This is a genomic window from Burkholderia sp. 10_S31 (assembly GCF_056930375.1).
In genome coordinates this window covers 3,244,353-3,268,851 of sequence record NZ_JBXOWK010000001.1, presented here as the reverse complement: position 1 = coordinate 3,268,851, position 24,499 = coordinate 3,244,353, and the positions used below count along the sequence as shown (strand labels likewise).

19 protein-coding genes are annotated in these 24,499 nt (G+C 67.6%); 8 read left to right on the top strand and 11 right to left on the bottom strand.

Going from position 1 to position 24,499, the window contains the following annotated elements; genetic code table 11:
- Positions 1-223 precede the first annotated feature (223 nt).
- Positions 224-1,549, bottom strand: a complete 1,326-nt coding sequence (locus AC1Z3W_RS14645; RefSeq protein ID WP_483507818.1) for an MFS transporter — start codon at positions 1,547-1,549, stop codon at positions 224-226.
- 56 nt (positions 1,550-1,605) lie between these two features.
- Positions 1,606-2,562, bottom strand: coding sequence for an agmatinase (gene speB, locus AC1Z3W_RS14640; protein ID WP_057929722.1), 957 nt, complete (start codon positions 2,560-2,562; stop codon positions 1,606-1,608).
- 139 nt (positions 2,563-2,701) lie between these two features.
- Between speB and AC1Z3W_RS14635 the strand changes: the two genes are divergently transcribed.
- Positions 2,702-3,613, top strand: a complete 912-nt coding sequence (locus AC1Z3W_RS14635) for a LysR family transcriptional regulator (RefSeq protein WP_175827200.1) — start codon at positions 2,702-2,704, stop codon at positions 3,611-3,613.
- A 125-nt stretch (positions 3,614-3,738) separates the two neighbouring features.
- Here the strand turns inward: AC1Z3W_RS14635 and AC1Z3W_RS14630 are convergent, their stop codons facing one another.
- On the bottom strand, positions 3,739-4,203 hold the full coding sequence (locus AC1Z3W_RS14630) for an Lrp/AsnC family transcriptional regulator (RefSeq protein WP_057929724.1): 465 nt from the start codon (positions 4,201-4,203) through the stop codon (positions 3,739-3,741).
- 134 nt (positions 4,204-4,337) lie between these two features.
- Between AC1Z3W_RS14630 and AC1Z3W_RS14625 the strand changes: the two genes are divergently transcribed.
- The 3 genes from AC1Z3W_RS14625 (at position 4,338) to AC1Z3W_RS14615 (ending at position 8,558) form a co-directional block, all read left to right on the top strand.
- Positions 4,338-4,961 (top strand): LysE family translocator, encoded by a 624-nt coding sequence (locus AC1Z3W_RS14625; RefSeq protein ID WP_057929725.1) that lies wholly within the window; start codon positions 4,338-4,340, stop codon positions 4,959-4,961.
- Between the two features lie 257 nt (positions 4,962-5,218).
- Positions 5,219-6,808, top strand: coding sequence for a S53 family peptidase (locus tag AC1Z3W_RS14620; RefSeq protein WP_483507817.1), 1,590 nt, complete (start codon positions 5,219-5,221; stop codon positions 6,806-6,808).
- Between the two features lie 73 nt (positions 6,809-6,881).
- Entirely contained in the window at positions 6,882-8,558 is a 1,677-nt protein-coding gene (locus AC1Z3W_RS14615; protein ID WP_124835514.1) for a S10 family peptidase, read from the top strand.
- Between the two features lie 75 nt (positions 8,559-8,633).
- Here AC1Z3W_RS14615 and nadE read toward each other — a convergent pair whose 3' ends face one another.
- From nadE to AC1Z3W_RS14595, 4 genes are all read right to left on the bottom strand, one after another.
- Entirely contained in the window at positions 8,634-9,482 is an 849-nt protein-coding gene (nadE, locus tag AC1Z3W_RS14610; RefSeq protein WP_124835515.1) for an ammonia-dependent NAD(+) synthetase, read from the bottom strand.
- A 32-nt stretch (positions 9,483-9,514) separates the two neighbouring features.
- Complete coding sequence (locus AC1Z3W_RS14605; RefSeq protein ID WP_483507816.1) at positions 9,515-9,733, bottom strand: hypothetical protein; 219 nt, start codon at positions 9,731-9,733, stop codon at positions 9,515-9,517.
- 27 nt (positions 9,734-9,760) lie between these two features.
- Complete coding sequence (locus tag AC1Z3W_RS14600; protein WP_483507815.1) at positions 9,761-10,612, bottom strand: DMT family transporter; 852 nt, start codon at positions 10,610-10,612, stop codon at positions 9,761-9,763.
- Positions 10,613-10,884: 272 nt separating this feature from the next.
- Positions 10,885-11,070, bottom strand: a complete 186-nt coding sequence (locus AC1Z3W_RS14595) for a hypothetical protein (RefSeq protein WP_006752380.1) — start codon at positions 11,068-11,070, stop codon at positions 10,885-10,887.
- A 205-nt stretch (positions 11,071-11,275) separates the two neighbouring features.
- On the opposite strand from AC1Z3W_RS14595, the gene AC1Z3W_RS14590 reads away from it, so the two are divergent.
- A complete protein-coding gene (locus tag AC1Z3W_RS14590; protein WP_057929731.1) occupies positions 11,276-12,034 on the top strand; it encodes a DeoR/GlpR family DNA-binding transcription regulator in 759 nt (252 codons plus the stop codon).
- A gap of 104 nt (positions 12,035-12,138) precedes the next feature.
- Complete coding sequence (locus tag AC1Z3W_RS14585) at positions 12,139-13,932, top strand: phospholipase D-like domain-containing protein (protein ID WP_483507814.1); 1,794 nt, start codon at positions 12,139-12,141, stop codon at positions 13,930-13,932.
- Between the two features lie 162 nt (positions 13,933-14,094).
- On the opposite strand, the gene AC1Z3W_RS14580 is transcribed toward AC1Z3W_RS14585, so the two are convergent.
- The 3 genes from AC1Z3W_RS14580 to AC1Z3W_RS14570 form a co-directional block, all read right to left on the bottom strand.
- Entirely contained in the window at positions 14,095-14,769 is a 675-nt protein-coding gene (locus tag AC1Z3W_RS14580; RefSeq protein ID WP_057929732.1) for a TetR/AcrR family transcriptional regulator, read from the bottom strand.
- 118 nt (positions 14,770-14,887) lie between these two features.
- On the bottom strand, positions 14,888-16,156 hold the full coding sequence (locus AC1Z3W_RS14575; protein ID WP_124835519.1) for an NAD(P)/FAD-dependent oxidoreductase: 1,269 nt from the start codon (positions 16,154-16,156) through the stop codon (positions 14,888-14,890).
- A gap of 132 nt (positions 16,157-16,288) precedes the next feature.
- Positions 16,289-17,884 carry an amino acid permease gene (locus AC1Z3W_RS14570; RefSeq protein WP_483507813.1) on the bottom strand — a complete coding sequence of 532 codons (1,596 nt, stop codon included), beginning with the start codon at positions 17,882-17,884 and terminating at the stop codon, positions 16,289-16,291.
- A 635-nt stretch (positions 17,885-18,519) separates the two neighbouring features.
- On the opposite strand from AC1Z3W_RS14570, the gene amaB reads away from it, so the two are divergent.
- The gene (gene amaB / locus AC1Z3W_RS14565) at positions 18,520-20,031 is read left to right on the top strand and encodes an L-piperidine-6-carboxylate dehydrogenase (protein WP_057929735.1); all 1,512 of its coding nucleotides are present in this window, start codon (positions 18,520-18,522) and stop codon (positions 20,029-20,031) included.
- 152 nt (positions 20,032-20,183) lie between these two features.
- On the opposite strand, the gene AC1Z3W_RS14560 is transcribed toward amaB, so the two are convergent.
- On the bottom strand, positions 20,184-22,646 hold the full coding sequence (locus AC1Z3W_RS14560) for a DUF3772 domain-containing protein (protein WP_057929736.1): 2,463 nt from the start codon (positions 22,644-22,646) through the stop codon (positions 20,184-20,186).
- 418 nt (positions 22,647-23,064) lie between these two features.
- On the opposite strand from AC1Z3W_RS14560, the gene AC1Z3W_RS14555 reads away from it, so the two are divergent.
- Positions 23,065-24,483, top strand: a complete 1,419-nt coding sequence (locus AC1Z3W_RS14555; RefSeq protein ID WP_483507812.1) for an MFS transporter — start codon at positions 23,065-23,067, stop codon at positions 24,481-24,483.
- Positions 24,484-24,499 lie beyond the last annotated feature (16 nt).

Sequence of the window (24,499 nt, the reverse complement as noted above, 5' to 3'; positions counted from 1 at the left end):
TGCCGTACCGGTCGAGACCGTCCCGGGCAGGCCTCGGGACACGTCGTTTCCGCTGCTTGATCCTCGAGGTGCATTCCCGCCATGTGCGAACGCATCCGCTACCCGCTCGACCAGCGCGAAACAGACGGGAGAGCGGAATCCCGGAGCGGGAGTGCGCGACCGGACGACCGCCCGCATGCGTGGAAACCGGGCAGGCGAAGCCGCCTGCCCGTTGCACCGGAAATTACGCGGTGCGCGCGCCGCGCGGCAGCGGCTCGTTCGTCTTGCCGGGCGCACTCGCATCGTCAATGCTGACGCGACGCGAGATCAGCCACACGCACAGCGATGACAGGATCGCGGCGCTGGTGTACTGGAGCGCGAGCGGCCACCATTGTGGCGCGGTGTTCTGCGCGATGATGGTCGCAACGAGCGGCATGAGGCCGCCGGCGAGCGCGCCGCACACCTGGTACGCGATCGAGATCGCCGTGTAGCGGATGCGTGCGACGAAGATACCGCTGACGAAGCCTGCAACCACCGAGTAGTAGCCCGATTCCGCGAGCGTCGCGAGGCCGACGCCGACCGTAATCGACAGCGGCGTGCCCATGTGCACGAGCGGCAGCATGACGAACGGGACGATCGCAGCCCATGCGCCGGTGATCAGCAGCACGCGCGTGGTGCCGAAGCGCTGCGCGAGGAACGCGGCCGCGAGCTGCACGACGAACTGCAGCACGGCGACGATCGTCATGCAATGCAGCACCATCGACCGGTCGAGCGACAGGAACTGCGTGGCGTAGCTGATCATGAAGATGTTGCTGAAATACACGCCGGCGATGCCGTAGACGTTCGCACCGATCGCGAGCAGCAGCAGCGGCCAGTACTTGAGCGCTTCGCGCACCGGGTTCTGCGCGGTATTGCCGCTCTTTTTCACTTCCTCGAACTCGGGCGATTCCGACACGCTCGCGCGGATCACGAAGCCGACGATCAGCAGCACGGAACTCGCAAGGAACGGCACGCGCCAGCCCCAGCTCATCATGTCGTCCTTCGACAGCGTGCTGATCGCGCCGAACGCGAGCATCGACAGGATCAGGCCGCTCGCGCTGCCGAGCTGCGCGAACGACGCGAAGAACGTGCGCTTGCCTTCGGGCGCGTGTTCGCCGGCGAGCAGCACCGCGCCGCCCCATTCGCCGCCGACCGCGATGCCTTGCAGCACGCGCATCAGCACGAGCAGGATCGGGGCGATCACGCCGGCCTGCGCATGGGTCGGCAGCAGGCCGATCGCGACCGTCGACACGGCCATCAGCATCAGTGTCGCGAGCAGCGAACGCTTGCGGCCGAAGCGGTCGCCGAGATAGCCGAACATCACGCCGCCGAGCGGCCGCGCGAAGAAGCCGACCGCGAACGAGCCGAACGACGCGAGCAGGCTGACGAAGCGGTTTTCGCCGGGAAAGAACAGCGGCCCGAACACGATGGCGGCGGCGGTCGCATAGCTATAGAAGTCGTACCACTCGATCGTGGTGCCGACGAACGAAGCGAGCGCCGCCCGCTTCGGTTGCTTGACGGAAGTCCCCATCTGTCTAGTGTTCCTCTCGAATCCTCTGATTTTTGGAATGGATGGCGGCGCGGGGATCAGTCGCGGTACGCGACGCCGGGCAGCACGCACAGCAGCTCGTACGCAAGGTTCGCGCCGAGCAGGGCCGTGGTGCCGAACGGGTCGTACGGCGGCGCGACTTCGACGAGATCGCAGCCGACGATGTTCAGCCCCTTCGCGCCGCGGATGATTTCAAGCGCCTGCGGCACCGTGAGGCCGGCGATTTCCGGCGTGCCGGTGCCCGGGGCATAGGCCGGGTCGATGCCGTCGATGTCGAAGCTGATGTAGACGGGTGTGTCGCCGACGCGCGCGCGCACTTCTTCCATCAGTGGTGCGAGCGACTTGTTCCAGCATTCCTCGGCCTGGACCACGCGGAAGCCCTGCTCGCGGCACCAGTCGAAGTCCTCGGCCGCGTAGCCGGTGCCGCGCAGGCCGATCTGCGTGACCTTGTCGCCGTGCAGCAGGCCTTCCTCGACCGCCCGGCGGAACGGCGTGCCGTGCGCGATCTTTTCGCCCATCATCGTGTCGTTCACGTCGGCGTGTGCATCGACGTGGATCAATGCAACCTTGCCGTGCTTGCGGTGGATCGCGCGCAGGATCGGCAGCGCGATCGTGTGGTCGCCGCCGAGCGTGATCGGCTTGCAGCCGTGCTCGAGGATCGCGTCGTACGCGGCCTCGATGCGCGCGATGGAGTCGTGCAGGTTGTACGGGTTGATCGCGACGTCGCCGATATCGGCGACTTGCAGCGAATCGAAGGGTGCCGCGCGCGTGGCCATGTTGTACGGGCGCAGCAGCACGGACTCGGTGCGGATCTGGCGCGGGCCGAAGCGCGCGCCGGTGCGGTTGGAGGTGCCGAGGTCGAACGGCACGCCGACGAAGCATGCGTCGAGGCCCGCGGCGCTTGCCACGTGCGGCAGGCGCATCATCGTCGCGATGCCGCCGCAGCGCGGCATTTCATTGCCGCCGAGCGGCTGGAAATGGGTGTGGTCGTTCATGGGCTTGTCTCTTCCGATGTGGGGTTGCCGTATCATGCGACGCGGCCTGGCACATAGTTTTACGCGTCACGCCGGAAAGAAGAATGCGAAGATATCGACGTAAACATCGATTTTCATCGATGTATGGAAGGGGAATAGCGTGCTGGGGAATCTGTCGACGCTCGATCTGCGGTTGATCCGCGTGTTTCTCGCGGTCACGGACGCGGGCGGCGTGTCGGCCGCGCAGGCGATGCTGAACGTCGGCCAGTCGACGATCAGCGCGCAGCTGTCGTCGCTCGAGACGCGGCTCGGCTACCGGCTCTGCGAGCGCGGCCGCAGCGGCTTCCGGCTCACGCCGAAAGGCGAGCGGTTCCACGCGATGAGCCGCAAGCTGCTCGCGGCGCTCGACGAATTCGGGATGGCGGCGCGGCACATGGACCGCCAGCTGGTCGGCACGCTGAACATCGGCCTGATCGGCCATACGCCGATTAGCCAGAACGCGCGGATCGCCGAGGCGATCGCCGCGTTCCGCACGCGCGACGAGGCCGTGCGCTTCTCGATCTCGGTGCGCGCGCCGGGCGATCTCGAGGAAAAGCTGCTGAGCGACGAGATCCAGATCGCGGTCGGCTACTTCTGGCATCGCGTGCCGTCGCTGCACTACACGCCGCTGTTCATCGAGCGGCAGGTCGCCTACTGCGGCCGCGGCCATCCGCTGTTCGAACCCGCGGGCGCGCTGACGCCGGCCGACGTCGCGGGCTTCGAGTGGGCGTGGCGCTCGTATCCGCTGCCGGAGGCGCAGATGTCGACGACGCCCGACCGCGTAACCGCGACCGCCGACAACATGGAGGCCGTCGCGCTGCTGATCCTGTCCGGCCACCACCTCGGCTATCTGCCGCAGCACTTCGCGGCACCGTATGTCGCGCAGGGGCTGCTCGCGCCGCTCAATCAGGACCAGCTACGCTACGACGTCACGTTCCACATGGTCGTGGCGCGCGACGGACGCGGCGATCCACTCGTCGAAGCGTTTCTCGAGGATCTCGAGCACGCGCACCAGCCGCCCGACATCGTGTAGGGCGCCGTCGGCAACAATGTGAACGAATGTTGCGGCGGCGCGGCCCGCCGTCGCCCACATCGATAGGCGTCGAAGTGACGTATCGGGCAGCGGAGCGGCTTGCGTGTGCCGGCTGCCCGCCGCCATCACGGCACCGGCAATCCCGCGTCGTGCTTGACCTCGCGCAGCGACAGCGCCGATTCGATCGACGTCACGCCCGGCAGCATCCGCAGCGAATCGCGAATGAACGTGCCGTAGTCGTCGAGATCGCGCGCGACCACCTGCAGCAGATAGTCGGCCGTGCCCGCGACGTTGTGGCACGCGAGAATCCGCTCGATGCCGAGCACTTCCCGTTCGAACCGGTCGGCGACCTTGCGGTCGTGCGTCGCGAACCGCACGAGCACGAATGCGACGACGCCGAAGCCGAGCGCCTGGCGCGACAGCTGCGCGCGGTAGCGCTCGATGTAGCCGTCGCTTTCGAGACGTTTCAGGCGCCGTGCGCAGGGCGTCTCGGAGAGGCCCACGGAATCGGCGAGGCGTGCGATCGGCAGGCGGCCGTCGCGCTGCACCGCGGCGAGAATCGCACGATCGGTTTTATCGAGTTCGGACATGTTGGCGGAATCCTTGTCTTGGTTGCGCGATTGTGGCGGATTCCGCTATCGATCGCCAATCCTGAGCCAAATATGGCCAATAATCCCTCCATCTTCAGCGGCAACATATCGTCATTGAAGGACGGGGGCAGACCATGATTTCCACGCATTTGCTGTTGATTTATCTCGCCGCACTGGCGGCCATCTACGCGGTGCCCGGGCCCGACATGGCGCTCGTTCTGCAGACCAGCATCGGCCGTGGCGTGCGGCCGGGCATGGCGGCGGCGGCCGGCCTGTCGCTGTCGCGCACCGCGCACGTGACGTTGTCCGCCTGCGGCGTCGCGGCGCTGATCCGCGGCGCGCCATGGCTGTACGAGGCGATTCGCTACGGCGGCGCACTCTATCTCGCATACGTCGCGATCCAGGTGTTCCGCTCGCCGGTGTTCGCGCTCGGCGACGGCGATGCGGCCGCCGCCGGGGAACTGCGGCAGTCGTTCTTCAAGGGGCTGCTGACGAACCTGCTGAACCCGAAGGCGCTGCTGTTCTGCTCGGTGCTGCTGCCGCAATTCGTGCGGCCGGAGGCCGGGCCCGTCGTGTGGCAGATGTTCGAACTCGGCGCGATGCTCGTCGCGGCCGGCGTGTGTTTCGACCTCGCATGCGTGTTCGGCGCGTCGCGCATCGCCGCATGGATGCGCGCGCATCCGCTGGCCCAGACGGTGCAGCGCTGGACGTTTTCCGCTGCGCTGATCGGCTTCGCGCTGCGCCTGTCGATGGACTGAGCCACGTCATCGCACCGTGCCGCGCGGGTCGGCAGGCCGCGCGGTGCAGTGCACAACGAACGCGGGGCCGCGCGCAATGCCGGCCTTCGCCCGCTGGCCGCGACACGGCGGGGCGCGCGCGCAAATCATCTGACTGTTCTAAACTTCCTTTAACCTCGCGCTGTTGCAAACCGACTGACCGAACGGAACCGTCTCCCGCCGGCCCTGTCCGATTTCCTGGCTATTCCGTGCAACGCGGTACCAAGGAGGGTCTGAACATGGCAAGGCATCTTCAAGCCGACCGTGAACCCCGCATCGTCGCCGAATCGAAGTGTCTCGGTCAGTGCGATCCGGCAGAACGCATCCACGTCACGATCATGTTGCGGCGGCAGGAAGAAGGGCAACTCGATGCATTGGTCCACCAGCTCGCCACCGGCGACGCCCAGGCAAAACCGCTGTCGCGCGACGCCTTCGCGCAGCGTTTTTCCGCCAATCCCGACGACATTCGCAAAACCGAGGACTTCGCGCGCCGCCATCAGCTGACGGTCGATCGCGTCGATCCGGTCGAAAGCGTCGTCGTGCTGTCCGGGACCATCCAGCAGTTCGAGGCGGCATTCAGCGTGAAGCTCGAGCGTTTCGAGCATCGCTCGATCGGCCAGTACCGCGGCCGCTCGGGCCCGATCGCGCTGCCGGACGATCTCGGCGATGCCGTCACGGCCGTGCTCGGCCTAGACAGCCGTCCGCAGGCGCGGCCGCACTTCCGGCTGCGTCCGCCGTTCAAGCCCGCGCGCGGCGCCACCAGCGTCACGTTTACGCCGATCCAGCTCGCGTCGCTGTACGGCTTTCCGGCCGGCGACGGCGCGGGGCAATGCATCGCGATCGTCGAACTCGGTGGTGGCTATCGCCCGGCCGATATCCAGCAGTATTTCCGCGGGCTCGGCATCAACACGCCGCCGACGCTCGTCGACGTGAACGTCGGCACCGGCCGCAATGCGCCGACCGGCGAGGCGAACGGCCCGGACGGCGAAGTCGCGCTCGACATCGAGATCGCCGGTGCGATCGCGCCGGCTGCGAAGATCGCGGTCTACTTCGCGCCGAACAGCGACGCGGGCTTCATCCAGGCTGTGAACGCGGCCGTTACCGACAAGACCAACCAGCCGTCCGTGATCTCGATCAGCTGGGGCGGGCCGGAAGCGATCTGGCAGGCGCAGTCGGCACAGGCGTTCAACCGCGTGCTGCAGGCGGCTGCCGCGCAGGGGATCACGGTGTGCGCGGCGTCGGGCGACAGCGGCTCGGGCGACGGGCTGCAGGACGGCGCCGATCACGTCGACTTCCCGGCATCGAGCCCGTACGTGCTCGGCTGCGGCGGCACGCAGCTCGATGCGCTGCCGGGGCAGGGCATTCGCAGCGAGGTCACGTGGAACGACGAGGCGGCCGGTGGCGGTGCGGGCGGCGGCGGCGTCAGCACGATGTTCGACGTGCCGGTCTGGCAGCAGGGGCTGAAGGTGGCGCTCGCCGACGGCAGCAGCACGTCGCTCGCGAAGCGCGGCGTGCCGGACGTCGCCGGCGATGCCTCGCCGCAAACGGGCTACGAGGTGTCGATCGCGGGCACGCCCGCGGTGATGGGCGGCACGAGCGCGGTCGCGCCGTTGTGGGCCGCGCTGATCGCCCGGATCAACGCGGCGGCCGGTGCATCGGCCGGCTGGATCAATCCGGCGCTGTACAAGAATCCGGGCGCGCTGCGCGACATCACGAAAGGCTCGAACGGCACGTATGCGGCCGCGCACGGCTGGGACGCATGCACGGGCCTCGGCAGCCCCGACGGCACGAAACTCGTGGCGATCCTCGCGCGCAAGCCGTCGAGCTGACGCGCCGGCATACGCCTTTCCATGCGACGCGGGTTTCCTGCCCGCGTCTTTTTTCACCTCCAGGAGCAGCACGATGGGCATCGATTCCGCATCTTCCGGCGGCGTGTATCCGCTGCATCACGGCGACCACAATTCGCATGGCGTGCCGCCGACCATCAATCCCGTCGCGCTGAGCCACGGCCGCGACCAGCCGTTCTTCGATCCGGTCGCATACGGCAACGGCCCCGACGACTCGGTGACCGACACGACCGAAGCGGCCGCGATCACGCATCACACGATCCTGATCGACGGCAAGCGGATCGCGTACACGGCGACGGTCGGCCATCTCGTGACGGTCGACCCGAGCAGTTCGCAGCCGGCCGCGAAGATCTTCTATGTCGCGTTCACGGCCGACGGCGCGAAGGAGGAAACGCGGCCCGTCACGTTCTTCTACAACGGCGGGCCCGGCTCGTCGTCGGTGTTCGTGCTGCTCGGTTCGTTCGCGCCGAAGCGCATCAAGACGTCGATGCCGGGGTTCACGCCGCCCGCGCCGTACCAGATGGAAGACAACCCGGACAGCATGATCGACCACAGCGATCTCGTGTTCATCAACCCGGTCGGCACCGGTTATTCGGCGGCTGTCGCGCCGAACAAGAATCGCAATTTCTGGGGCGTCGACCAGGATGCGGATTCGCTGAAGCAGTTCATCAAGCGCTACCTGACGAAGAACAATCGCTGGAATTCGCCGAAATACCTGTTCGGCGAGTCGTATGGCACCGCGCGCAGCTGCGTGCTCGCGTACAAGCTGCACGAGGACGGCGTCGACCTGAACGGCGTCACGCTGCAGTCGTCGATCCTCGACTACCGGCAGGCCGGCAACCCGGTCGGCGCGCTGCCGACTGCGGCGGCCGACGCGTGGTATCACAAGAAGCTCGGCGTCAAGCCGGCGCCGACCGATCTCGGCGCGTTCGTCGAGGAAGTCGCGCAGTTCGCTCGCACCGACTACCTGAGCGCATTGCGCAACGTGCCGCATGCCGACCCGGCCGCCGTTCGGAAGCTGTCGGACTACACGGGCATCGACACGGCGACGCTGCAGACCTGGGGGCTCGACATCGCGGGTTACAACGCGCGCGGCAATTCGCTGTTCCTGACGACGCTGCTGCAGGCGCAGGGGCTGGCGCTCGGTTCGTACGACGGCCGCGTGACGGCGATTTCGACCGGTATCGCCGGCAAGATCGATCCGAATTCGGGCGGCAACGATCCGACGATGACGGCCGTGACGGGCGTCTACACGGCGATGTGGAACAGCTACCTGAACGAGCAGTTGAAGTTCACGTCGAACTCCGCGTTCACGGACCTGAACGACCAGGCGTTCCAGAACTGGGACTTCGGCCATATCGACCCGACCGGTGCGCAGCAGGGCATCGATGCGAAGGGGAACGTGATCCTCTACACGGCGGGCGACCTCGCCGCGGTGATGGCGCTGAATGTCGACCTGAAGGTGCTGTCGGCGAACGGCTTCTACGATTTCGTCACGCCGTTCTACCAGACCGTGATCGACCTGCAGCAGATGCCGCTCGAGGATCAGAAGGTGCGGCAGAACCTGTCCGCGCGGTTCTATCCGTCGGGGCACATGGTGTATCTCGACGGCGGTTCGCGCACCGCGCTCAAGCGCGATCTTGCAACGATGTACGACGCGACGGTCAGCGATACGGGCGCGCGGATGCGGATTCGCGCATTGCAGGCGAAGAAGACGGGCGGGCACGCGTAGCGCGGCCCGTCGTGCACGGGCCGCGCGTGACCGTGACGGTTCGCGCGGCGCGGTGTTTCGGCCGGAGCGGCCGGCTTACGCGGCCGGCCAGTCGAACGGCGTGTACGGCAGTGCGCGCTTGTGGCGCGAACCGTCGTAGAAGCGCAGCACCGTTTCGTACACGTTGTCGGCGACGGGATTGCCTTCGAGAAAATCGTCGATCTCGTCGTAGGTGACGCCATACGCGTGCTCGTCGGGGCGCAGCGGACGCAGTTCCTCGAGGTCGGCCGTCGGCACCTTCATCACGATCAGTTCTTCGCCACCGAGCGCGCGGGCGACCGCACGCACGCGGCGCTTGCTCAGGCCGGCGAGCGGCAGCACGTCCGCGCCGCCGTCGCCGAATTTCGTGAAGAAGCCCATCAGCGATTCGGCCGCGTGGTCGGTGCCGATCACGATGCCGCGCCGCGCGCCGGCTACCGCATACTGCGCGATCATGCGCTCGCGCGCCTTGATGTTGCCGTGCACGAAGTCCTGCTGTGCCGGGTTTTCGAACGCGTGACCGGAGGCGATCAGCGACGCGAGCATCGCGTCGGCGGCCGGCTTCACGTCGACCGTGAACGTCTCGTCCGCACGCACGAACGCGAGCGCGCGCTGTGCATCGGCTTCGTCGTTCTGCACGCCGTTCGGCAAGCGCATTGCGATGAAGCGGGCGTCGTAGCCGCCGGCGCGCAGCTTTTCGACCGACAACTGCGCGAGCCGCCCGGCCGTCGACGAATCGACGCCGCCGCTGATGCCGAGCACGTAGGTCCGCAGGCCGGTCGAACGAAGGTACTGAGCGAGGAAATCGACGCGGCGGGCGATCTCGGCCTCGGCGTCGAAGTGCGGGGCGACGTTCAGTTCGGCAATGATCGCGCGTTGGCGGCTGGCGTAATCGGCGGATGTCATGGGGGGTTCCGGAACGAAATGCAAGGCGCCCATCATAAGCGCAATCGCGGCCCGGCGCCGCGCCGGGCATGCGATCCGGCGGCTTCGCGTTGCATCGGCGAGACGCGGTGCATCGTCGTGGTGCAGCGCATCCTGGCGTGCGCGCGGATGCTTCGTTTCGATGCATGGAGGGGCGCGGTGACGGACGCTTCCTGCTCCTGCTCCTGCTCCTGCTCCTGCTCCTGCTCCTGCACCTGCACCTGCACCTGCACCTGCTCTTGTTTGTGTTTGTGTTCGCGTCAGCGCCGCGCGAGCACGACACCCACGAGCGCGAGCGCGAAGCCGGCGAGCTGGACGGTCGCGAGCGTTTCTCCGAACAGCAGGTAACCCTGCAGCGCGGCGAGCGGCGGCGCGAGAAACAGCAACGACGTCGCGCGGGCCGCGTTGCCGCGCCGCAGCATCCACATCAGCATCGTGACCGCGCCGCCGGACAGGAACACGACGCCCCACACGAGCGATAGCCACAGCGCCGGCGCGCCGGTCCAGCGCGTTTCGTGCAGCAGCACGACGAAGATGGCCGCGACGATCGCGGCGCCGAGATTCTGCACGGCGACGGCCGTGCGCAGGTCGTTCTGCGCGAGCTTGCCTTTCTGGTACAGCGAGCCTGCCGTGATCGAGCCGACCGCCAGGATCGACACGGTCACGACGAACCACGCGGGCGCGACGCCGCCCGCGACCTTCGGCGCGAGCACGAGCGCGACGCCGGCGAGCCCGAGCGCCATCCCGAGCCAGCCGCGCGTGGGCAGGCGCTCGTTGAACAGCGGCACGGCCAGCACGGCGGTGGCGAGCGGCTGCAGTGCGCCGAGGAGTGCCATCACGCCCGCGTTCAGCCCTTGCGCGACGGCCCAGTAGCTGGCGCCGAGATAGACGCCCTGCAGCAGCGCGCCCGCGATCAGGTGGCGCGGCCATTCGCGGCGGGCCGGCCACGGCGCGCGCGCGACGAGAGCCACGGCGCCGAACAGCACGGCCGTGCCCGCGAAACGCGCGAGCAGGAACAGGTTCGGATCGGCGTAGGGCTTGATTGCCCGGGCGACGATGAAGCCGGTGGACCACAGCGCGACGAAAGCCGGGGCGACGAACGAGGTGAACATGCGTGGCGGGCCGCGATACGGCCGGACGGATCGTGAAGTCGGCCAGTATCGGGCGAAGCGGCGCGGCCGTCTTGTCGGATTCTGCATTCGCCCGGCGCGCTTGCGCGGCGCATGCACGCGGCCATGCATGGCGCGCGGCTTCGGCTGCGCGTGGTGGCTACGCACGCGAAGCGCCGCCAGCGCAGCAATGCGCTGGCCGTTCGGCTATTGGCCGGCCGGGTGAAAGCGCCGTGGCATGAACGCGCGCCGTGGCGCGCGCAAAGGAACGGAGATCAGTCGAGCGAGAACGTGTCGAGCGGCTGGTTCGCGCGCGCGTCGGTCGCGAAGCGCGCGGCGAGCTGTTCATACAGCCGGCGGGCCTCGTCGAGCGTCAGGTCGATCCAGTACGGATCGCCGGCCCCGTCGTTGAGCCGTTCCGGCGAAAACTGGATTTCGAGCACACTGCCTTTGCGATACATTGGGCAAGCCCCTTGATGGTCTGTCGTTCGGCGAAGCGCAGAGTGTAGCAATCGCTTGCCGTGCCGATTCGCGCGCATCGGGCAATACAGAATTTCGCTTTCGCGAAGCGCGGCCGCTGCGGGACGCGCCGCCGTCAAATGCCAGTCAAACGGCCGTAATACAATGGCCGGCTTACCCATTACCAGTCGCCTCGGGCGCATTGCGATGCTGGCGGAACAACGTCATCAATACATTCTGTCGGAGCTCGGACGATCGGGCGCGCTGTCGGTTGCCGAACTCGTGCGCTCGCTCGACGTGTCGCGCGAGACCGTGCGGCGCGACCTGAACGCGCTGGCGGCGCGCGGCCTGCTCGTGATGACGCACGGCGGCGCGCTGGCGGCGGACCGGCGCGAGCCGAGCCTGTCCGAGCGTGAAGCGGCGAACGCCGAAGCGAAGCGCACGATCGGGCGGCGCGCGGCCGAATTCGTGCCCGACGATGCATCGGTGCTGATCGACTCGGGCAGCACGCCGCATGCGGTCGCGCTCGCGTTGACCGACCGGCACCGGCTGTCGATCTACACGAACGACTGGCGCACCGCGTTCGTGCTCGCGCGCCGCAATGGCAATCGCGTGACGCTGCTCGGCGGCGAGCTGTCCGACGACGAGGATGCGACGTTCGGGCTCGATACGATCCAGCAGCTCGCGCAATACCATGTCGATTTCGCGTTCGTCGGCGCGGGCGGCATCACGGCCGACGGCGACTGTACCGACTACTCGCGGCTCGCCGCCGAAGTGCGCAGCCGGATGATCGCGGCGGCCGGCACGGCGATCATCGTCGCCGACCATTCGAAGTTCGGCCGCGTGACGCCGGTGCGGATCAACGGCACGTCGGCCGCGCGCTACCTCGTGACCGAGCGCGCGCCGGACAAGACCGTGCGCCGCGCGCTGACCGCACGCGGCATCGAACTGCTCGTGTGCGACTGACGCGGCGCCGACATACAAGGTTCATCGAACGGTCATCGCACTGGAAGACCCGCCGTCAAGACTGACGCATTCATCTCTATTGGCCGGAACGCCAGGAGCGACGAATGACCGTCAGCGTACGCAGCTATCTTTCCCCGACCCTGGTGCTCTTGGCCTTCGACTGGCCCGATGCTGCATCGCGCACCGACTTCCTCGGCTTCGCGATCCGGCGCACGCCGGGCTTCTGGTCGGCCGACGGCAAGACGCGGGCGCCGAACAGCTGGCTGCCGAACCGGCTGACGTTCGACGGCCCGGCCGCCGACACGCAGGGCGATGCGCCGACCGACCAGGCGCCGATCCAGAAATTCATGTGGTGGGACGCGCGCATCGATCCGCAGGATCGCGATGCGTCGTTCCGCTATGACGTCTTTCCCGTCGTCGGCACGCCGGCGAATCTGCAGGTGCTCGATGCGCAGGCAGGCGTGTGCGAGGTCGTGCTGCCCGCGCACATCGTCGATGGCATCGGCACGTGGTTCAACCGCGCGGTGGTGAGCTCGCAGGCGTTCGCGAAACAGGTCGCGGCGCTGGGTCTCGCGCCGAACGCGGCGCCGAGCGCGGACCAGGCGCTGAAGCTGCGCACGTGGCTCGCGAACGACATGGAACAGGTGTTCGCGGAGATGCTCGACCCCGCGTCGCGCGCGGTGTCGGCTGTCTATCACCTGACGGACACGCTGTGGGCGCTGCCTGCATTCGACGCGTTCGGACGCCGGCACGGCGCAGCGTCGCTCGCGATCGTCTTCGACGCACACGCGACCGCGCGCAAGGGCAAGCCAGCGCTGCCGTCGCCGAACCAGCAGGCCGTCGACGCGCTGCGGGGCCTCGCGACGCTGGCGCCGCGCGATCGCTCGCACATCATGCACGACAAGTTCATCGTGACCGACGCGCCCGGGCATGTGACACCTGCGGCGGCGCCCGCGCGCGTGCTCACCGGTTCCGCGAACTTCACGACCGAAGGGCTGACGGAACAGGCCAACGTGCTGCACGCATTCGATTCGCCTGCGCTCGCCGCGCTGTACAACGAGCGTGCGCATGCGCTGGCCGCGAATCCGCCGATCGCGGAAACGGCGCGGCTGTCGCCCGGCTGGTCGGCGCCGCTGATGGTCGGCAGCGCGCAGGTGCGCGTCGCGTTTTCGCCGGAGCCGGCGGGGCAACGCACCGAGATCGACACGATCGTCGCTGCGATCGCGGCCGCGAAGCATTCGGTGTCGTTCTGCCTGTTCATGCCGACCGACGCGGCGCTGCGCGACGCATGCTTTGCAGCCGGCGACCGCGGCCTGATGATGTTCGGCCTCGTGAACCGCATCAACGTCGGCAGTGCGACGAAGGCCGGTGCCGCACAGCACGACGGCCAGCCGCTCGATGCGGCAACGCTCGCGAACCTCGAGCTTTACCATCGCCATCGCGATCGTCGCGACGTGATCGATGCCGCGTATTTCTCACCGGCAACCGTGCCGCAGGGCTTCGAGCCGGAGCTGCGCCTCTTTCCGGGCGCATCGGCGCCGGCCTATCCGCCGGTCGTGATCCACCACAAGTTCATCGTGATCGATGCGGAAGGCGCGAACCCGATCGTCTATACGGGCTCGGCGAACATGAGCCGCAATTCAGAGCAGTACAACGACGAGAACCTGCTCGAGATCCGCGACACGCGGATTGCCGCGATCTATCTTGCGGAATTCCTGCGGCTCTACGAGCACTATCGCGCGCGGGCGCTGTCGATCGAGACGAAGCAGCACGGCGCCGGTTCGCATCGGCAGCTCGCGCTCGCGCCGGATTCGAGCTGGGCGAAGAAGTATTACGCGGCGGGAAGCCCGGAAGAGAAAGCGCGGATCGCGCTGGCGTCGATCGCGCCGACGGACTGACGCGTGACGCGTGCGCTCGACCCGGAGTGGCCTGAAGCGGCCGGAAGCGCGACGTGCTCCCGGCTCATGCCGGTTGCACGCGTGGTGGTGTCGTTCGAGAGAGGGGCCGCCCGGCGAGTGGATCGCTCGCCGTCCGGCCTTCGGTGGAATCGCGCGGCGTGCCTACGCGGCGACGTAGCGCAGCACGGAGTCGGCGATTGTCTCGCGATGCCGCACGCGCAGCCGCGGCGCCGACGGATCGCGGCCGAACGCGGCGCCGAACGTATAGCGGTTCGACACGCGGTGGAAGCAGAACGAGCTGATCAGCAGGTGCAGGTCGAACGCGTCGATGTCCTTGCGGAACGCGCCGCTCGCCGCGCCGCGCTCGAGCAGTTCCTCGAGCGTCTTGATGATGCTGACGTTGCGGTTCTTGAACGACTTCAGCTGTTCGAGATACTTCGCGCCGTGAATGTTCTCGATCGACACGAGGCGGACGAAGTCGCGATGCTTGTCGTGATAGTCGAACGTGAATTCGACGAGCCGGCGCATGCCTTCGCGCGGCTCCATGTCGCCGACGTGCAGTTCCTGCTCGAGCGCGCGGATGTCGCCGTACACCTTCTCCAGCACGGCCTCGTACAGGCCTTCCTTGCTTTCGAAGTAGTAGTAGAGCATCCGCTTCGTCGTGTTCGTGCGCTCGGCGATCGCGTCGACGCGCGCACCGGCGAGGCCCATCGCGGAAAACTCCTGCGTGGCGACGTCGAGGATGTTGCGCTTGGTTTGCTCGGGATCGTATTTGCGCCGCGCATCGGTCGCAAGCGCGCGGCTTTCGGACGTGGCGGCCTTGCTTCCAGCTTTCATGTGACTTTGTTGTGGGTTGGCGGCGGCATGAAAAAACCATTCTAGCATGCGGGAAATGCCCGTCCTGCCGACCTTGCGCTTGAATCGGCAGCGCGGTTTCGGCCGCCGCCGCGGCGGCTCAGCGCCGGCACGACGCGAGTGCGTCGCGGGCCTGGTACGCGGTGTACGTGAGCTGCGCGGCGGCGAGGCCCGCGAGCCCGAACGTGCGCGTCAGCCCGAACGCGGCGAAGCCTTCCGGCACGGGCTGCTCCCCGGCCAGCGCGGCGGCGAGTGCTTCGCCGGCGACGGTGGTGGGCGCCATCCCGTGGCCACCGAACGCGATCGCGTGCCACACGCCGTCCGCGTCGCGACCGATCTGCGGCATCTTGTGCCGCGCGTAGCTCATCAGCCCGCCCCACGCGTAGTCGACCTTCACGCCGTCGAGCTGCGGATACACGCGCAGCAGGTCGCGCCGCAGCAGCCGCGCGATTGCGTCGGGGCCGCGGTCGAGCACCGAGATCCGGCCGCCCCACAGAATCCGCGTGTCCTTCAGCGGACGGTAGTAGTCGAATGCGAAACGCGTGTCGTAGATTGCGTACGGTGCATCGATCGCGTCCGGCAGCCGCGTGCCGAGCGGCTCGGTCGCGATCACGTAGGTCGCGATCGGCAGCACCGCGCGCTCGATGCGCGGCGACACGCCGCGCGCATAGCCGCCGCCGGCGAACACGACGTCCTTCGCGCGCACCGTGCCCTGCGCCGTGCGCACGACGTAGCCGGCGCCTTCGCGCGTGATGCCGAGCGCAGCCGAGCGTTCGTACACGCGTGCGCCGCCGCGCGAGGCAGCCGCCGCGACGCCGAGCACGTACTTGAGCGGATGGAAGTGGAACGCGTTCGGCTCGAACAGGCCGCCGTAATAGCGCTGCGTCTTGAGCCGCGCGCGCAGCGCGTCGGTGGAGACGGGTTCCCAGTCGACGTTGAATTCCTGCTTCATCAGCGTGCGCACGCCGTCGAGCCGCGACGGATCATCGAACCAGTTCGCGAGCATCACGCCCTCGTCGACGATGTCGCAGTCGATGCCGTAGCGGGCAATTCGCGTGCGGATCAGGTCGACCGCATCGACGGTGAGCCGGTACAGGCGGCGGCCTTCGTCGCGGCCGAGCGTGCGTAGCAGGTCCGCGTTGTCGAGGCTGTAGCCCCCGAACACGAAGCCGCCGTTGCGGCCCGACGCGCCGAAGCCCACCCGTTCGCTGTCGAGCACGACGACATCCCGCACGCCGCGCTCGACGAGACCGAGCGCCGTGCACAGGCCGGCGAGGCCGCCGCCGACGATGCAGACCTGCGTGTCGATCGTGCCGGTCAGTTGCGGGTAGGGCTGGCGGGTAACGGTGGCTTCGTAGAAGTTCTGCATGCGTTTTCGGTGACTCGTAACGGCGGAAAACAGGCGGCGCGCGTCGATCTTGCCTGAACGCGCGCGCCGCGTCGAATGGGGTTTTCAGTGCGCCGGCCGCCGCGGTCGTGCGGCGGCCGGCGCTTCCGGGCATCAGGCGCCCGAGGTCGGGTTGGCCGGGCTGGCGACGTAGGCCGGATAGCCAGCGTCGGCCTTCTCGGCGTCGGCCTTCTCCGTGGCGTCGGCCATCGCGTTGCGCTCGATCCATGGCGCGATCTCCATGTCCTCGTAGCGCACGAGGCGGCATTTGCGCACCAGCGCGTAGCCGAGCCAGATCACGACGAAGAACGGCACGCCGATGTAGGTCGCGGCGACGCCTGCCCAGTCGATCTTGCTGCCGAGGAACGCCTGGTAATCCTGGCCCAGCGCGATGACCGCGCACAGCACGAACGCGAAGATCGGGCCGAACGGGAACCACTTCGAGCGGTACGGCAACTGGTCGAGGCGGTAGCCCTGCTTCAACAGGCCCTTGCGGAAGCGGTAGTGGCTGATCGCGATGCCGAGCCACGTGATGAAGCCGGCCATGCCCGACGTGTTCAGCAGCCACAGGTAGACCGTCTTGTCGCCATACAGCGACGTGAGGAAGCAGAGCGCGCCGACGGCCGTCGTCGCATACAGCGCGTTGCGCGGCACGCCACCGGGCGACAGCTTCGCGAACAGCTTCGGTGCGCGGCCTTCTACCGCGAGGTTGTACAGCATCCGCGTCGACGCGTACATGCCCGAATTACCGGCCGACAGCACGGCCGTCAGGATCACCGCGTTCATCACGCCGGCCGCGAACGCGAGGCCCGCGTGGCGGAACACGAGCGTAAACGGGCTCACGCCGATGTCGGTCACGTCGCTTTTCAGCAGGCTCGGGTCGGTGTACGGAATCAGCACGCCGATCACGAAGATCGCGAGCACGTAGAAGAGCAGGATGCGCCAGAAGATCTGGCTGACTGCGCGCGGGATCGTCGTGCGCGGATTCTCCGATTCGCCGGCCGCGACGCCGATCATTTCGGTGCCCTGGAACGAGAAGCCCGCGATCATCGCGACGCCCATCAGCGCCGGCAGGCCGCCCGCGAACGGCGCGTCGCCGATCGTCAGGTTGCCCCAGCCGTTGCCCGGCGCGCCCTTCAGAATGCCGAAGATCATCAGCAGGCCGACGCCGAGGAACGCGACGACCGTCAGCACCTTGATCAGCGCGAACCAGTATTCGGCTTCACCAAAACCGCGCACCGACAGCGCGTTGAGCGCGAAGATCAGCGTGAGAAACAGCGCGCTCCACCAGACGCCCGGCACATGCGGAAACCAGTAGTTCATCACGAGCTGCGCGGCGACGAGCTCGACCGCGAGCGTGACGGCCCAGCTATACCAGTAGTTCCAGCCGATCGCGAAGCCGAAGCCTTCGTCGACGAACTTCGAGCCGTAGGTCGCGAACGAGCCCGACACCGGCATGAACGCGGCCATTTCGCCGAGGCTCGTCATCAGGAAGTAGACCATCAGGCCGATCAGCATGTACGCGACGATCGCGCCGCCGGGGCCGGCCTGGGAAATCGATGCACCGGACGCGACGAACAGGCCCGTGCCGATCGAGCCGCCGATGGCGATCATCCGCAGATGGCGCGCCTGCAGGCTGCGGTGAAGGGCCGGCGTTGCGGGGCGCGAGCCGGGTGGAGGGGAGGAATCGGGGCGGGCATCTGAATGCATGGGCGGTGCTGGGCACTGTCTCCGGGATTGTTTTTTGGCCGCGAAACGCAACGCGTCGCCGGCCGCCGGCCGGACGGCGACGGTGCCGCGCAGCCCGGATCGGACGAACCGGGGGCACGATGCGAGTCGCGTTCGTCTGTCGTCCAGCCGCGTTTTGCGCGGCCGTCGTCGCGCCGGGTGCGGTGCACTGCGACGCGCCCAGATTGTGGGCGGCCGGGGCACGCGCGGCAAACGATATTTCCGCACAGGTTAATGCGGCTTAGTCATCAAGTTGCGGCGCGGGGCAACGCAGCGGCCGGCCCGGTCAAGGGCTTGGGACAAGTCTCATGCCGTTGCGGAAAGTGGGGGATTCGTCGAGTCGGGGTGTTGCGCTTTCGGAATGAAGTCGTGAGTTAATATCAATAGCGGGCCGACTTGTGGCCGTCGACAATGTGGCTCATGGATCGTGCCTCGCGAGGCGAGGGCGTGCCGGCCGGCCGGGGCTTTCGGCGGCGGCGCGCGGGCGATGCGCCATGCGGCGCGTCGGGCCGGCCGAGGCGCGCATCCGCTTGCACTAGGTGCGCGAACGCGCTCCAATCGAATCACGCGGGCGGCGTTGCCGCCGCACCGATCAATCTGTCCCTGAAGAGGAAGTGATGCAATTCAACGACATTCTTGCTGCGCTCGACATCGATCTCGCCCAGTGGAAAGGCAATGCGCTGACCGCGCGTTCGCCGCTCGACGGCGCGACGCTCGCGACGCTGGCGGTCGACTCGCCCGCCGACGCCGAGCGCAAGATCGACGCCGCGCACGACGCATTCCTCAAGTGGCGCACGGTGCCGGCGCCGGTGCGCGGCGAGTTCGTGCGCGTGTTCGGCAACGTACTCCGTGAGCACAAGGCCGAACTGGGCCGCCTCGTCACGCTCGAAGCCGGCAAGATCACGTCGGAAGGCCTCGGCGAAGTGCAGGAAATGATCGACATCTGCGATTTCGCGGTTGGCCTGTCGCGCCAGCTTTACGGCCTGACGATCGCGTCCGAGCGCCCGGGCCACCGGATGATGGAAACGTGGCACCCGATCGGCGTGTGCGGCGTGATCTCGGCGTTCAACTTCCCGGTCGCGGTGTGGGCGTGGAATGCGGCGCTCGCGTTCGTGTGCGGCGATTCGGTCGTGTGGAAGCCGTCGGAGAAGACGCCGCTCACCGCGATTGCGTGCCACGTGCTGCTCGAGAAGGCGATCCGCGAATTCGAGAAGACCCATCCGGGCGTCGCGCCGGAGGGCCTGAGCCAGCTGGTGCTCGGCATGCGCGATGTCGGCGAGGTGCTGACGTCGTCGAAGAAGGTGCCGGTCGTCAGCGCGACGGGCAGCGTGCGGATGGGCCAGGAAGTCGCGAAGGTGCTGAGCCAGCGTCTCGCGCGCGGCATCCTCGAGCTCGGCGGCAACAACGGGATGATCGTTGCGCCGAGCGCCGATCTCGACCTCGTGGTGCGCGCGGTCACGTTCGCGGCCGTCGGCACGGCCGGCCAGCGCTGCACGACGCTGCGCCGCCTGATCGTGCATCGCAGCCTGGTCGAGCAACTGCTGCCGCGCATCGAGAAGGCCTATGTGTCGGTGAAGGTCGGCAACCCGCTTGAAGAAGGCACGCTCGTCGGCCCGCTGGTCGATCGCGCGTCGTTCGACGCGATGCAGAAGGCGCTGGCCGATGCACGCGAGCAGGGCGGCGAAGTGAAGGGCGGCGAGCGCGTCGACGTCGGTCACGCGGATGCGTACTACGTGCGTCCGGCCATCGTGCGGATGCCGAAGCAATCGGCGGTGGTCGAGCGCGAAACGTTCGCGCCGATCCTGTACGTGATGATCTACGACAACTTCGACGATGCGATCGAACTGCACAACGCCGTGCCGCAAGGCCTGTCGTCGGCGATCTTCACGAACGACATGCGAGAGGCCGAGCAGTTCATGTCGGCGGCGGGCAGCGATTGCGGGATCGTCAACGTGAACATCGGCACGAGCGGCGCGGAGATCGGCGGCGCGTTCGGCGGCGAGAAGGAAACGGGCGGCGGCCGCGAGTCGGGTTCGGATGCGTGGAAGGCGTACATGCGCCGTGCGACGAACACGATCAACTACAGCCGTCAGCTGCCGCTGGCGCAAGGGGTGAAGTTCGACGTGTGATGCGGGGCGCCCGCGAGGGTGCCTTGACGTTCGAATCGTTCGAATCGTTCGAATGACAAGGGCCGGTTGCCGCGGAAGCGGTAACCGGCCCTTGTCGTTTTCGGTGATGCGTGCCGCTGCGAAGATCGATCGGAGTGCGCCCGCTGGTTGACTTACGGCTCATGCCGCGTGGAACCGTCGGCTGCCGGCATGTTCTGCACGACCAGCATCTGCGGCGTCGACAGCGTGATCTGCGCCGCGCGCAACTGCTTCAGGATCTCGAACAGCAGGTCGCTCTTCGTCGAGCTCGCGATCCGCGGGCTCGACACGTAGCCCGTCACGCTCAGCGTGATCCCGTCAGGCGTCAGCTGGCTGAACGTGACCGACGGCGCCGGCTTGTCGAGAATCGCCGGGTGTTCGCGATACGCATCGAGCAGCAGGTCGCGCACCTGCTCGGGATCGGTGTTCAGCGGGAACGTCAGCATCAGCGTCGCGACGCCCTGCGTGCTGTTGCCCATCGTCACGTTGCGCACGTTCTGCGAGATCAGCTGCGAGTTCGGCACGATCACGGTCGAGCGGTCGGTGAGCTGGATCTCGGTCGCACGGACGTTGATGCGGCGGATGTCGCCTTCGACGCCCGCGATGCTGACCATGTCGCCGACCTTCACCGGCCGCTCGGTCAGCAGGATCAGCCCCGACACGAAGTTCTTCACGATCTCCTGCAGGCCGAAACCGATACCGACCGACAGCGCACTGACGATCCACGCGAGATTGCTCCACCTGACGCCGAGCAGCCCCAGCGTCATCAGCACGAGCAGCACGTAGCCGACGTTGGCGAACAGCGTGACCAGCGATACGCGCATCCCCGGATCCATGCCGAGTGCCGGCATGAATTCGTTGTCGAGCCAGCGGCGCACCGAGCGCAGCAGGTAGAAGCCGATCGCAAACCCGATTCCCGCGTTCATGATCCGGTCGGGCATGATGTTCAGGCTCTGCAGCCGCTGGCCGCCGATCATCGCGACCGCGCTGTCGAGCAGGTCGCTCGGCGTCGTGCCGAAACCGCCCGTCAGCAGCGCGATGGCCGCGACCAGCATCAGCAGGCTCGTGCCGAGGCCGGACACGACGGTGTGCGCCTGGTCGAGATGCCGGTCGTCGAGCGCGAACAGATGCTTGATCTGCTTGCCGGTCGACAGGTTCACGGAGAACAGGCTTTCGCTCGCGTCGCGCGTCAGTTGGATCAGGATGTAGACGCCGCACAGCACGATCTCGAACCACACGAGCTCGTACGTGATGAAGCGCGCGACCGTGATGTAGCCGATCAGCAGCGCGACCAGCGACACGACGATCGCCAGCGTGACGCCAGCGTGGATCAGCCCCGCGAGCGTCGAGCGTTGCTCGGGCGCTTCGCCGGCGGCCGCGAGCGCGGCGCGCTCGCGGTTCGCGCGCAGCAGCGATGCACCGACGGTCAGCGTGACGACCAGCGAGACGATGCCGCGGCCGAACAGCGTGACGGACAGGCTCGTATCGACGATCCGGTTGATCGATTCGAGCGTGCCGGACATCAGCAGCAGTGCGGCCAGCACGCCGGGGAACGGCCTCATCGCGAGCGCGACGGGATCGGCGAGCGCCGGCAGCCGCCACGACGGATGCTTCGTGCAGAGCAGCGCGCGGCCGAGGCCGGCGATCAGCGCACAGGTCACGGCGAGCTTCGCGAACTGGTCCCACAGATCGCCCATCGATGGCGTGAGCTCGTAGTGACGGGCGAGCGCGAGATAGAGGATCTGGACGGCGACCGCGGTAGCCAGCAGCGTCGAGAACGCCGTCGCCAGCGCCAGTGCGCTGCGCCGCAGCCGGGTGGGCGGCAGGCGGTTCAGGCAGACCCACGCGAGCCCGCGTTCGAGGACGCGGCGGCCGCCGAGCCAGGCGGCGAGCGCGGCGATCATCAGCAGCGTGGTGAGTGCGCGCTGTCCCGGTGTCCACGACGAACGCAGCATGTCGCGCAGTTCGTCGTTGAAGTCCTCGAGGCGCTGGACATCGTCCGGCGACAGATGGAACAGCGGCAGCCAGAACTGCGCGCCGAAGATGCTACCCGAACGGAACGCGAGCTGGTTCTTCAGCAGGCGGCGGTGCAGCTTCGCGAACTGGTCGTTCAGGTTCGCGAGGTTGGTCTTCTGGTCGGCCGCCTGCTTCTGCGCCGCTTCGATCTGCGTCTTGCGTGCGTTCAGCGTCGCCCGCTGTTGCGCGACTGCGGGCGTTTCGGGTGATGCGCCAGGGGCCGGCGGCGGGCCGAGCACGTCGAGCTGCGCCTGGACTTGCGTGCGCTGCGGTGCGAGCTGGCTCTGCAGCTTGTCGACGTCGGCGCTCAATTCCTGGGTCGCGTCGCCGAGATCGTCGAGTTCCTTGCTGTTGGTCGCGTTCGACGTCTGCTGCTTGATGCGGTCCTGTTGCACCTGCATCTGCTTGAGCTGCGCAACCGCGTCGCTCAGCGAAATGGTCGGCACCGGGACGCCGACGCCGCTCGCAGTCGGCGCGGATGCGGCAGCCGGAAACGCCGACGCGGTCGCGAGCACCGCGAACTGCAGCAGTGCGAACAGCGCGATTCGGCGTGCGTACGTGGATAGTCGTTGCATGGATATGGAATGCTTACGTTTTGCCGACAGTGCCGGGCGCCGAAAGGTGCCCGGAAGCCGGGAGTTGGTCCGGTAGCATGTTACCGGGGTGTGGCGGCCGAGGTGACGCCGGACGTGCTCCTTGCCTGCCGTGTCCCGGGGGCCTGCGCGGGCAGGGCGATGGCCCTGCGGGCCCTTGCCGGCGGGGCCGTGCCGGTCGCGGTCGCGGTCCGCCAGCGGAATATCGCGATGCCGGAAAAACCTTACAGATCCGACAGACCGTTACGCAATTTACATATTGTCCGGCGCGAAAGTGGGGTGTCTGAACGGATTTCCCCACGCCGCGCCGCCCACGCGGCGTGCCGGTACAATGCAGCGAATCGCCCGACGGCGACCCGCTGCCGCCGGACAACAACACACGACACGATCAGGAGACACGACCAAGATGGTCTCAACGGACAGCTTTCCACAGGCAGCCGCCTCGTCCTCTTCCATCGACGCCGGCTCGATTTCAGCCCGCCTCGACCGCCTGCCGCCCACGCGCACCGTCTGGAAGCTCGTCGTGCTGCTGAGTCTCGGCTTCTTCTTCGAACTCTACGATCTGCTGTACAGCGGCTACGTCGCGCCGGGCCTCGTGAAAAGCGGGATCCTGTCCGCCACGACGCATGGCCTGTTCGGCACCACGGGCGTCGCGAGCTTCATCGCCGCGCTGTTCTCCGGCCTCTTCATCGGCACGATCGCATGCGGCTTCCTCGCGGACCGCTTCGGCCGTCGCGCGATCTTCACGTGGTCGCTGCTGTGGTACACGGCCGCCAACGTCGTGATGGCATTCCAGGACACGGCAGCCGGGCTGAACTTCTGGCGCTTCGTCGTCGGTCTCGGCCTCGGCGTCGAGATGGTCACGATCGGCACGTACATCTCCGAACTCGTGCCGAAGCAGATTCGCGGCCGCGCGTTCGCATGCGAGCAGGCGGTCGGGTTCGTCGCGGTGCCGGTGGTCGCGTTCCTCGCGTACCTGCTCGTGCCGCACGCGCCGCTCGGCCTCGACGGCTGGCGCTGGGTCGTGCTGGTCGGCGCGCACGGCGCGCTGTTCGTGTGGTGGATTCGCCGCGAATTGCCCGAGAGCCCGCGCTGGCTCGCGCAGCAGGGCCGCGTCGACGAAGCCGATCGCATCATGCGCGCGCTCGAGGCGAAGGTCGAAGCCGAATACGGCCGGCCGCTACCCCCGCCCGCGCCGGCCGAGCCGGTGCCGCCGCGCGGCAGCTTCCGCGACATGTGGGTGCCGCCGTATCGCAGCCGCACGATCATGATGACGATCTTCAACGTGTTCCAGACGGTCGGCTTCTACGGCTTCGCGAACTGGGTGCCGACGCTGCTGATCAAGCAGGGCATCACGATCACGTCGAGCCTCATGTATTCGAGCGTGATCGCGCTCGCGGCGCCGCTCGGTCCGCTGATCGGCCTCGTGATCGCCGACCGCTTCGAGCGCAAGTCGGTGATCGTCGCGATGGCGGCGGCGATCGTCGTCTGCGGGCTGCTGTTCAGCCAGACGACGGCGGGCGCGTTCCTGATCGTGCTGGGCATCGGTCTCACGCTCGCGAGCAACATCATGTCGTACAGCTTCCATGCGTACCAGGCCGAACTGTTCCCGACGTCGATCCGCGCGCGCGCGGTGGGCTTCGTCTATTCGTGGAGCCGCTTCTCGGCGATCTTCTCGTCATTCGTGATCGCGGCTGTGCTGAAGGGCTTCGGCACGTTCGGCGTGTTCGCGTTCATCGCCGGCGCGATGGTGATCGTGATGGCCGCGATCGGGCTCATGGGGCCGCGCACCAAAGGCATCGCGCTCGAAGCCATTTCGAAGTAGGCGCTGGTTGCGTGAT

What these genes read in the sequence shown, in the direction of transcription:
- AC1Z3W_RS14645 (WP_483507818.1), bottom strand. Translation starts at nt 1,549, where the DNA reads ATGGGGACTTCCGTCAAGCAACCGAAGCGGGCGGCGCTCGCTTCGTTC.
- speB (WP_057929722.1), bottom strand. Translation starts at nt 2,562, where the DNA reads ATGAACGACCACACCCATTTCCAGCCGCTCGGCGGCAATGAAATGCCG.
- AC1Z3W_RS14630 (WP_057929724.1), bottom strand. Translation starts at nt 4,203, where the DNA reads ATGTCCGAACTCGATAAAACCGATCGTGCGATTCTCGCCGCGGTGCAG.
- AC1Z3W_RS14625 (WP_057929725.1), top strand. Translation starts at nt 4,338, where the DNA reads ATGATTTCCACGCATTTGCTGTTGATTTATCTCGCCGCACTGGCGGCC.
- AC1Z3W_RS14620 (WP_483507817.1), top strand. Translation starts at nt 5,219, where the DNA reads ATGGCAAGGCATCTTCAAGCCGACCGTGAACCCCGCATCGTCGCCGAA.
- AC1Z3W_RS14615 (WP_124835514.1), top strand. Translation starts at nt 6,882, where the DNA reads ATGGGCATCGATTCCGCATCTTCCGGCGGCGTGTATCCGCTGCATCAC.
- nadE (WP_124835515.1), bottom strand. Translation starts at nt 9,482, where the DNA reads ATGACATCCGCCGATTACGCCAGCCGCCAACGCGCGATCATTGCCGAA.
- AC1Z3W_RS14600 (WP_483507815.1), bottom strand. Translation starts at nt 10,612, where the DNA reads ATGTTCACCTCGTTCGTCGCCCCGGCTTTCGTCGCGCTGTGGTCCACC.
- AC1Z3W_RS14595 (WP_006752380.1), bottom strand. Translation starts at nt 11,070, where the DNA reads ATGTATCGCAAAGGCAGTGTGCTCGAAATCCAGTTTTCGCCGGAACGG.
- AC1Z3W_RS14590 (WP_057929731.1), top strand. Translation starts at nt 11,276, where the DNA reads ATGCTGGCGGAACAACGTCATCAATACATTCTGTCGGAGCTCGGACGA.
- AC1Z3W_RS14585 (WP_483507814.1), top strand. Translation starts at nt 12,139, where the DNA reads ATGACCGTCAGCGTACGCAGCTATCTTTCCCCGACCCTGGTGCTCTTG.
- AC1Z3W_RS14580 (WP_057929732.1), bottom strand. Translation starts at nt 14,769, where the DNA reads ATGAAAGCTGGAAGCAAGGCCGCCACGTCCGAAAGCCGCGCGCTTGCG.
- AC1Z3W_RS14575 (WP_124835519.1), bottom strand. Translation starts at nt 16,156, where the DNA reads ATGCAGAACTTCTACGAAGCCACCGTTACCCGCCAGCCCTACCCGCAA.
- AC1Z3W_RS14570 (WP_483507813.1), bottom strand. Translation starts at nt 17,884, where the DNA reads ATGCATTCAGATGCCCGCCCCGATTCCTCCCCTCCACCCGGCTCGCGC.
- amaB (WP_057929735.1), top strand. Translation starts at nt 18,520, where the DNA reads ATGCAATTCAACGACATTCTTGCTGCGCTCGACATCGATCTCGCCCAG.
- AC1Z3W_RS14555 (WP_483507812.1), top strand. Translation starts at nt 23,065, where the DNA reads ATGGTCTCAACGGACAGCTTTCCACAGGCAGCCGCCTCGTCCTCTTCC.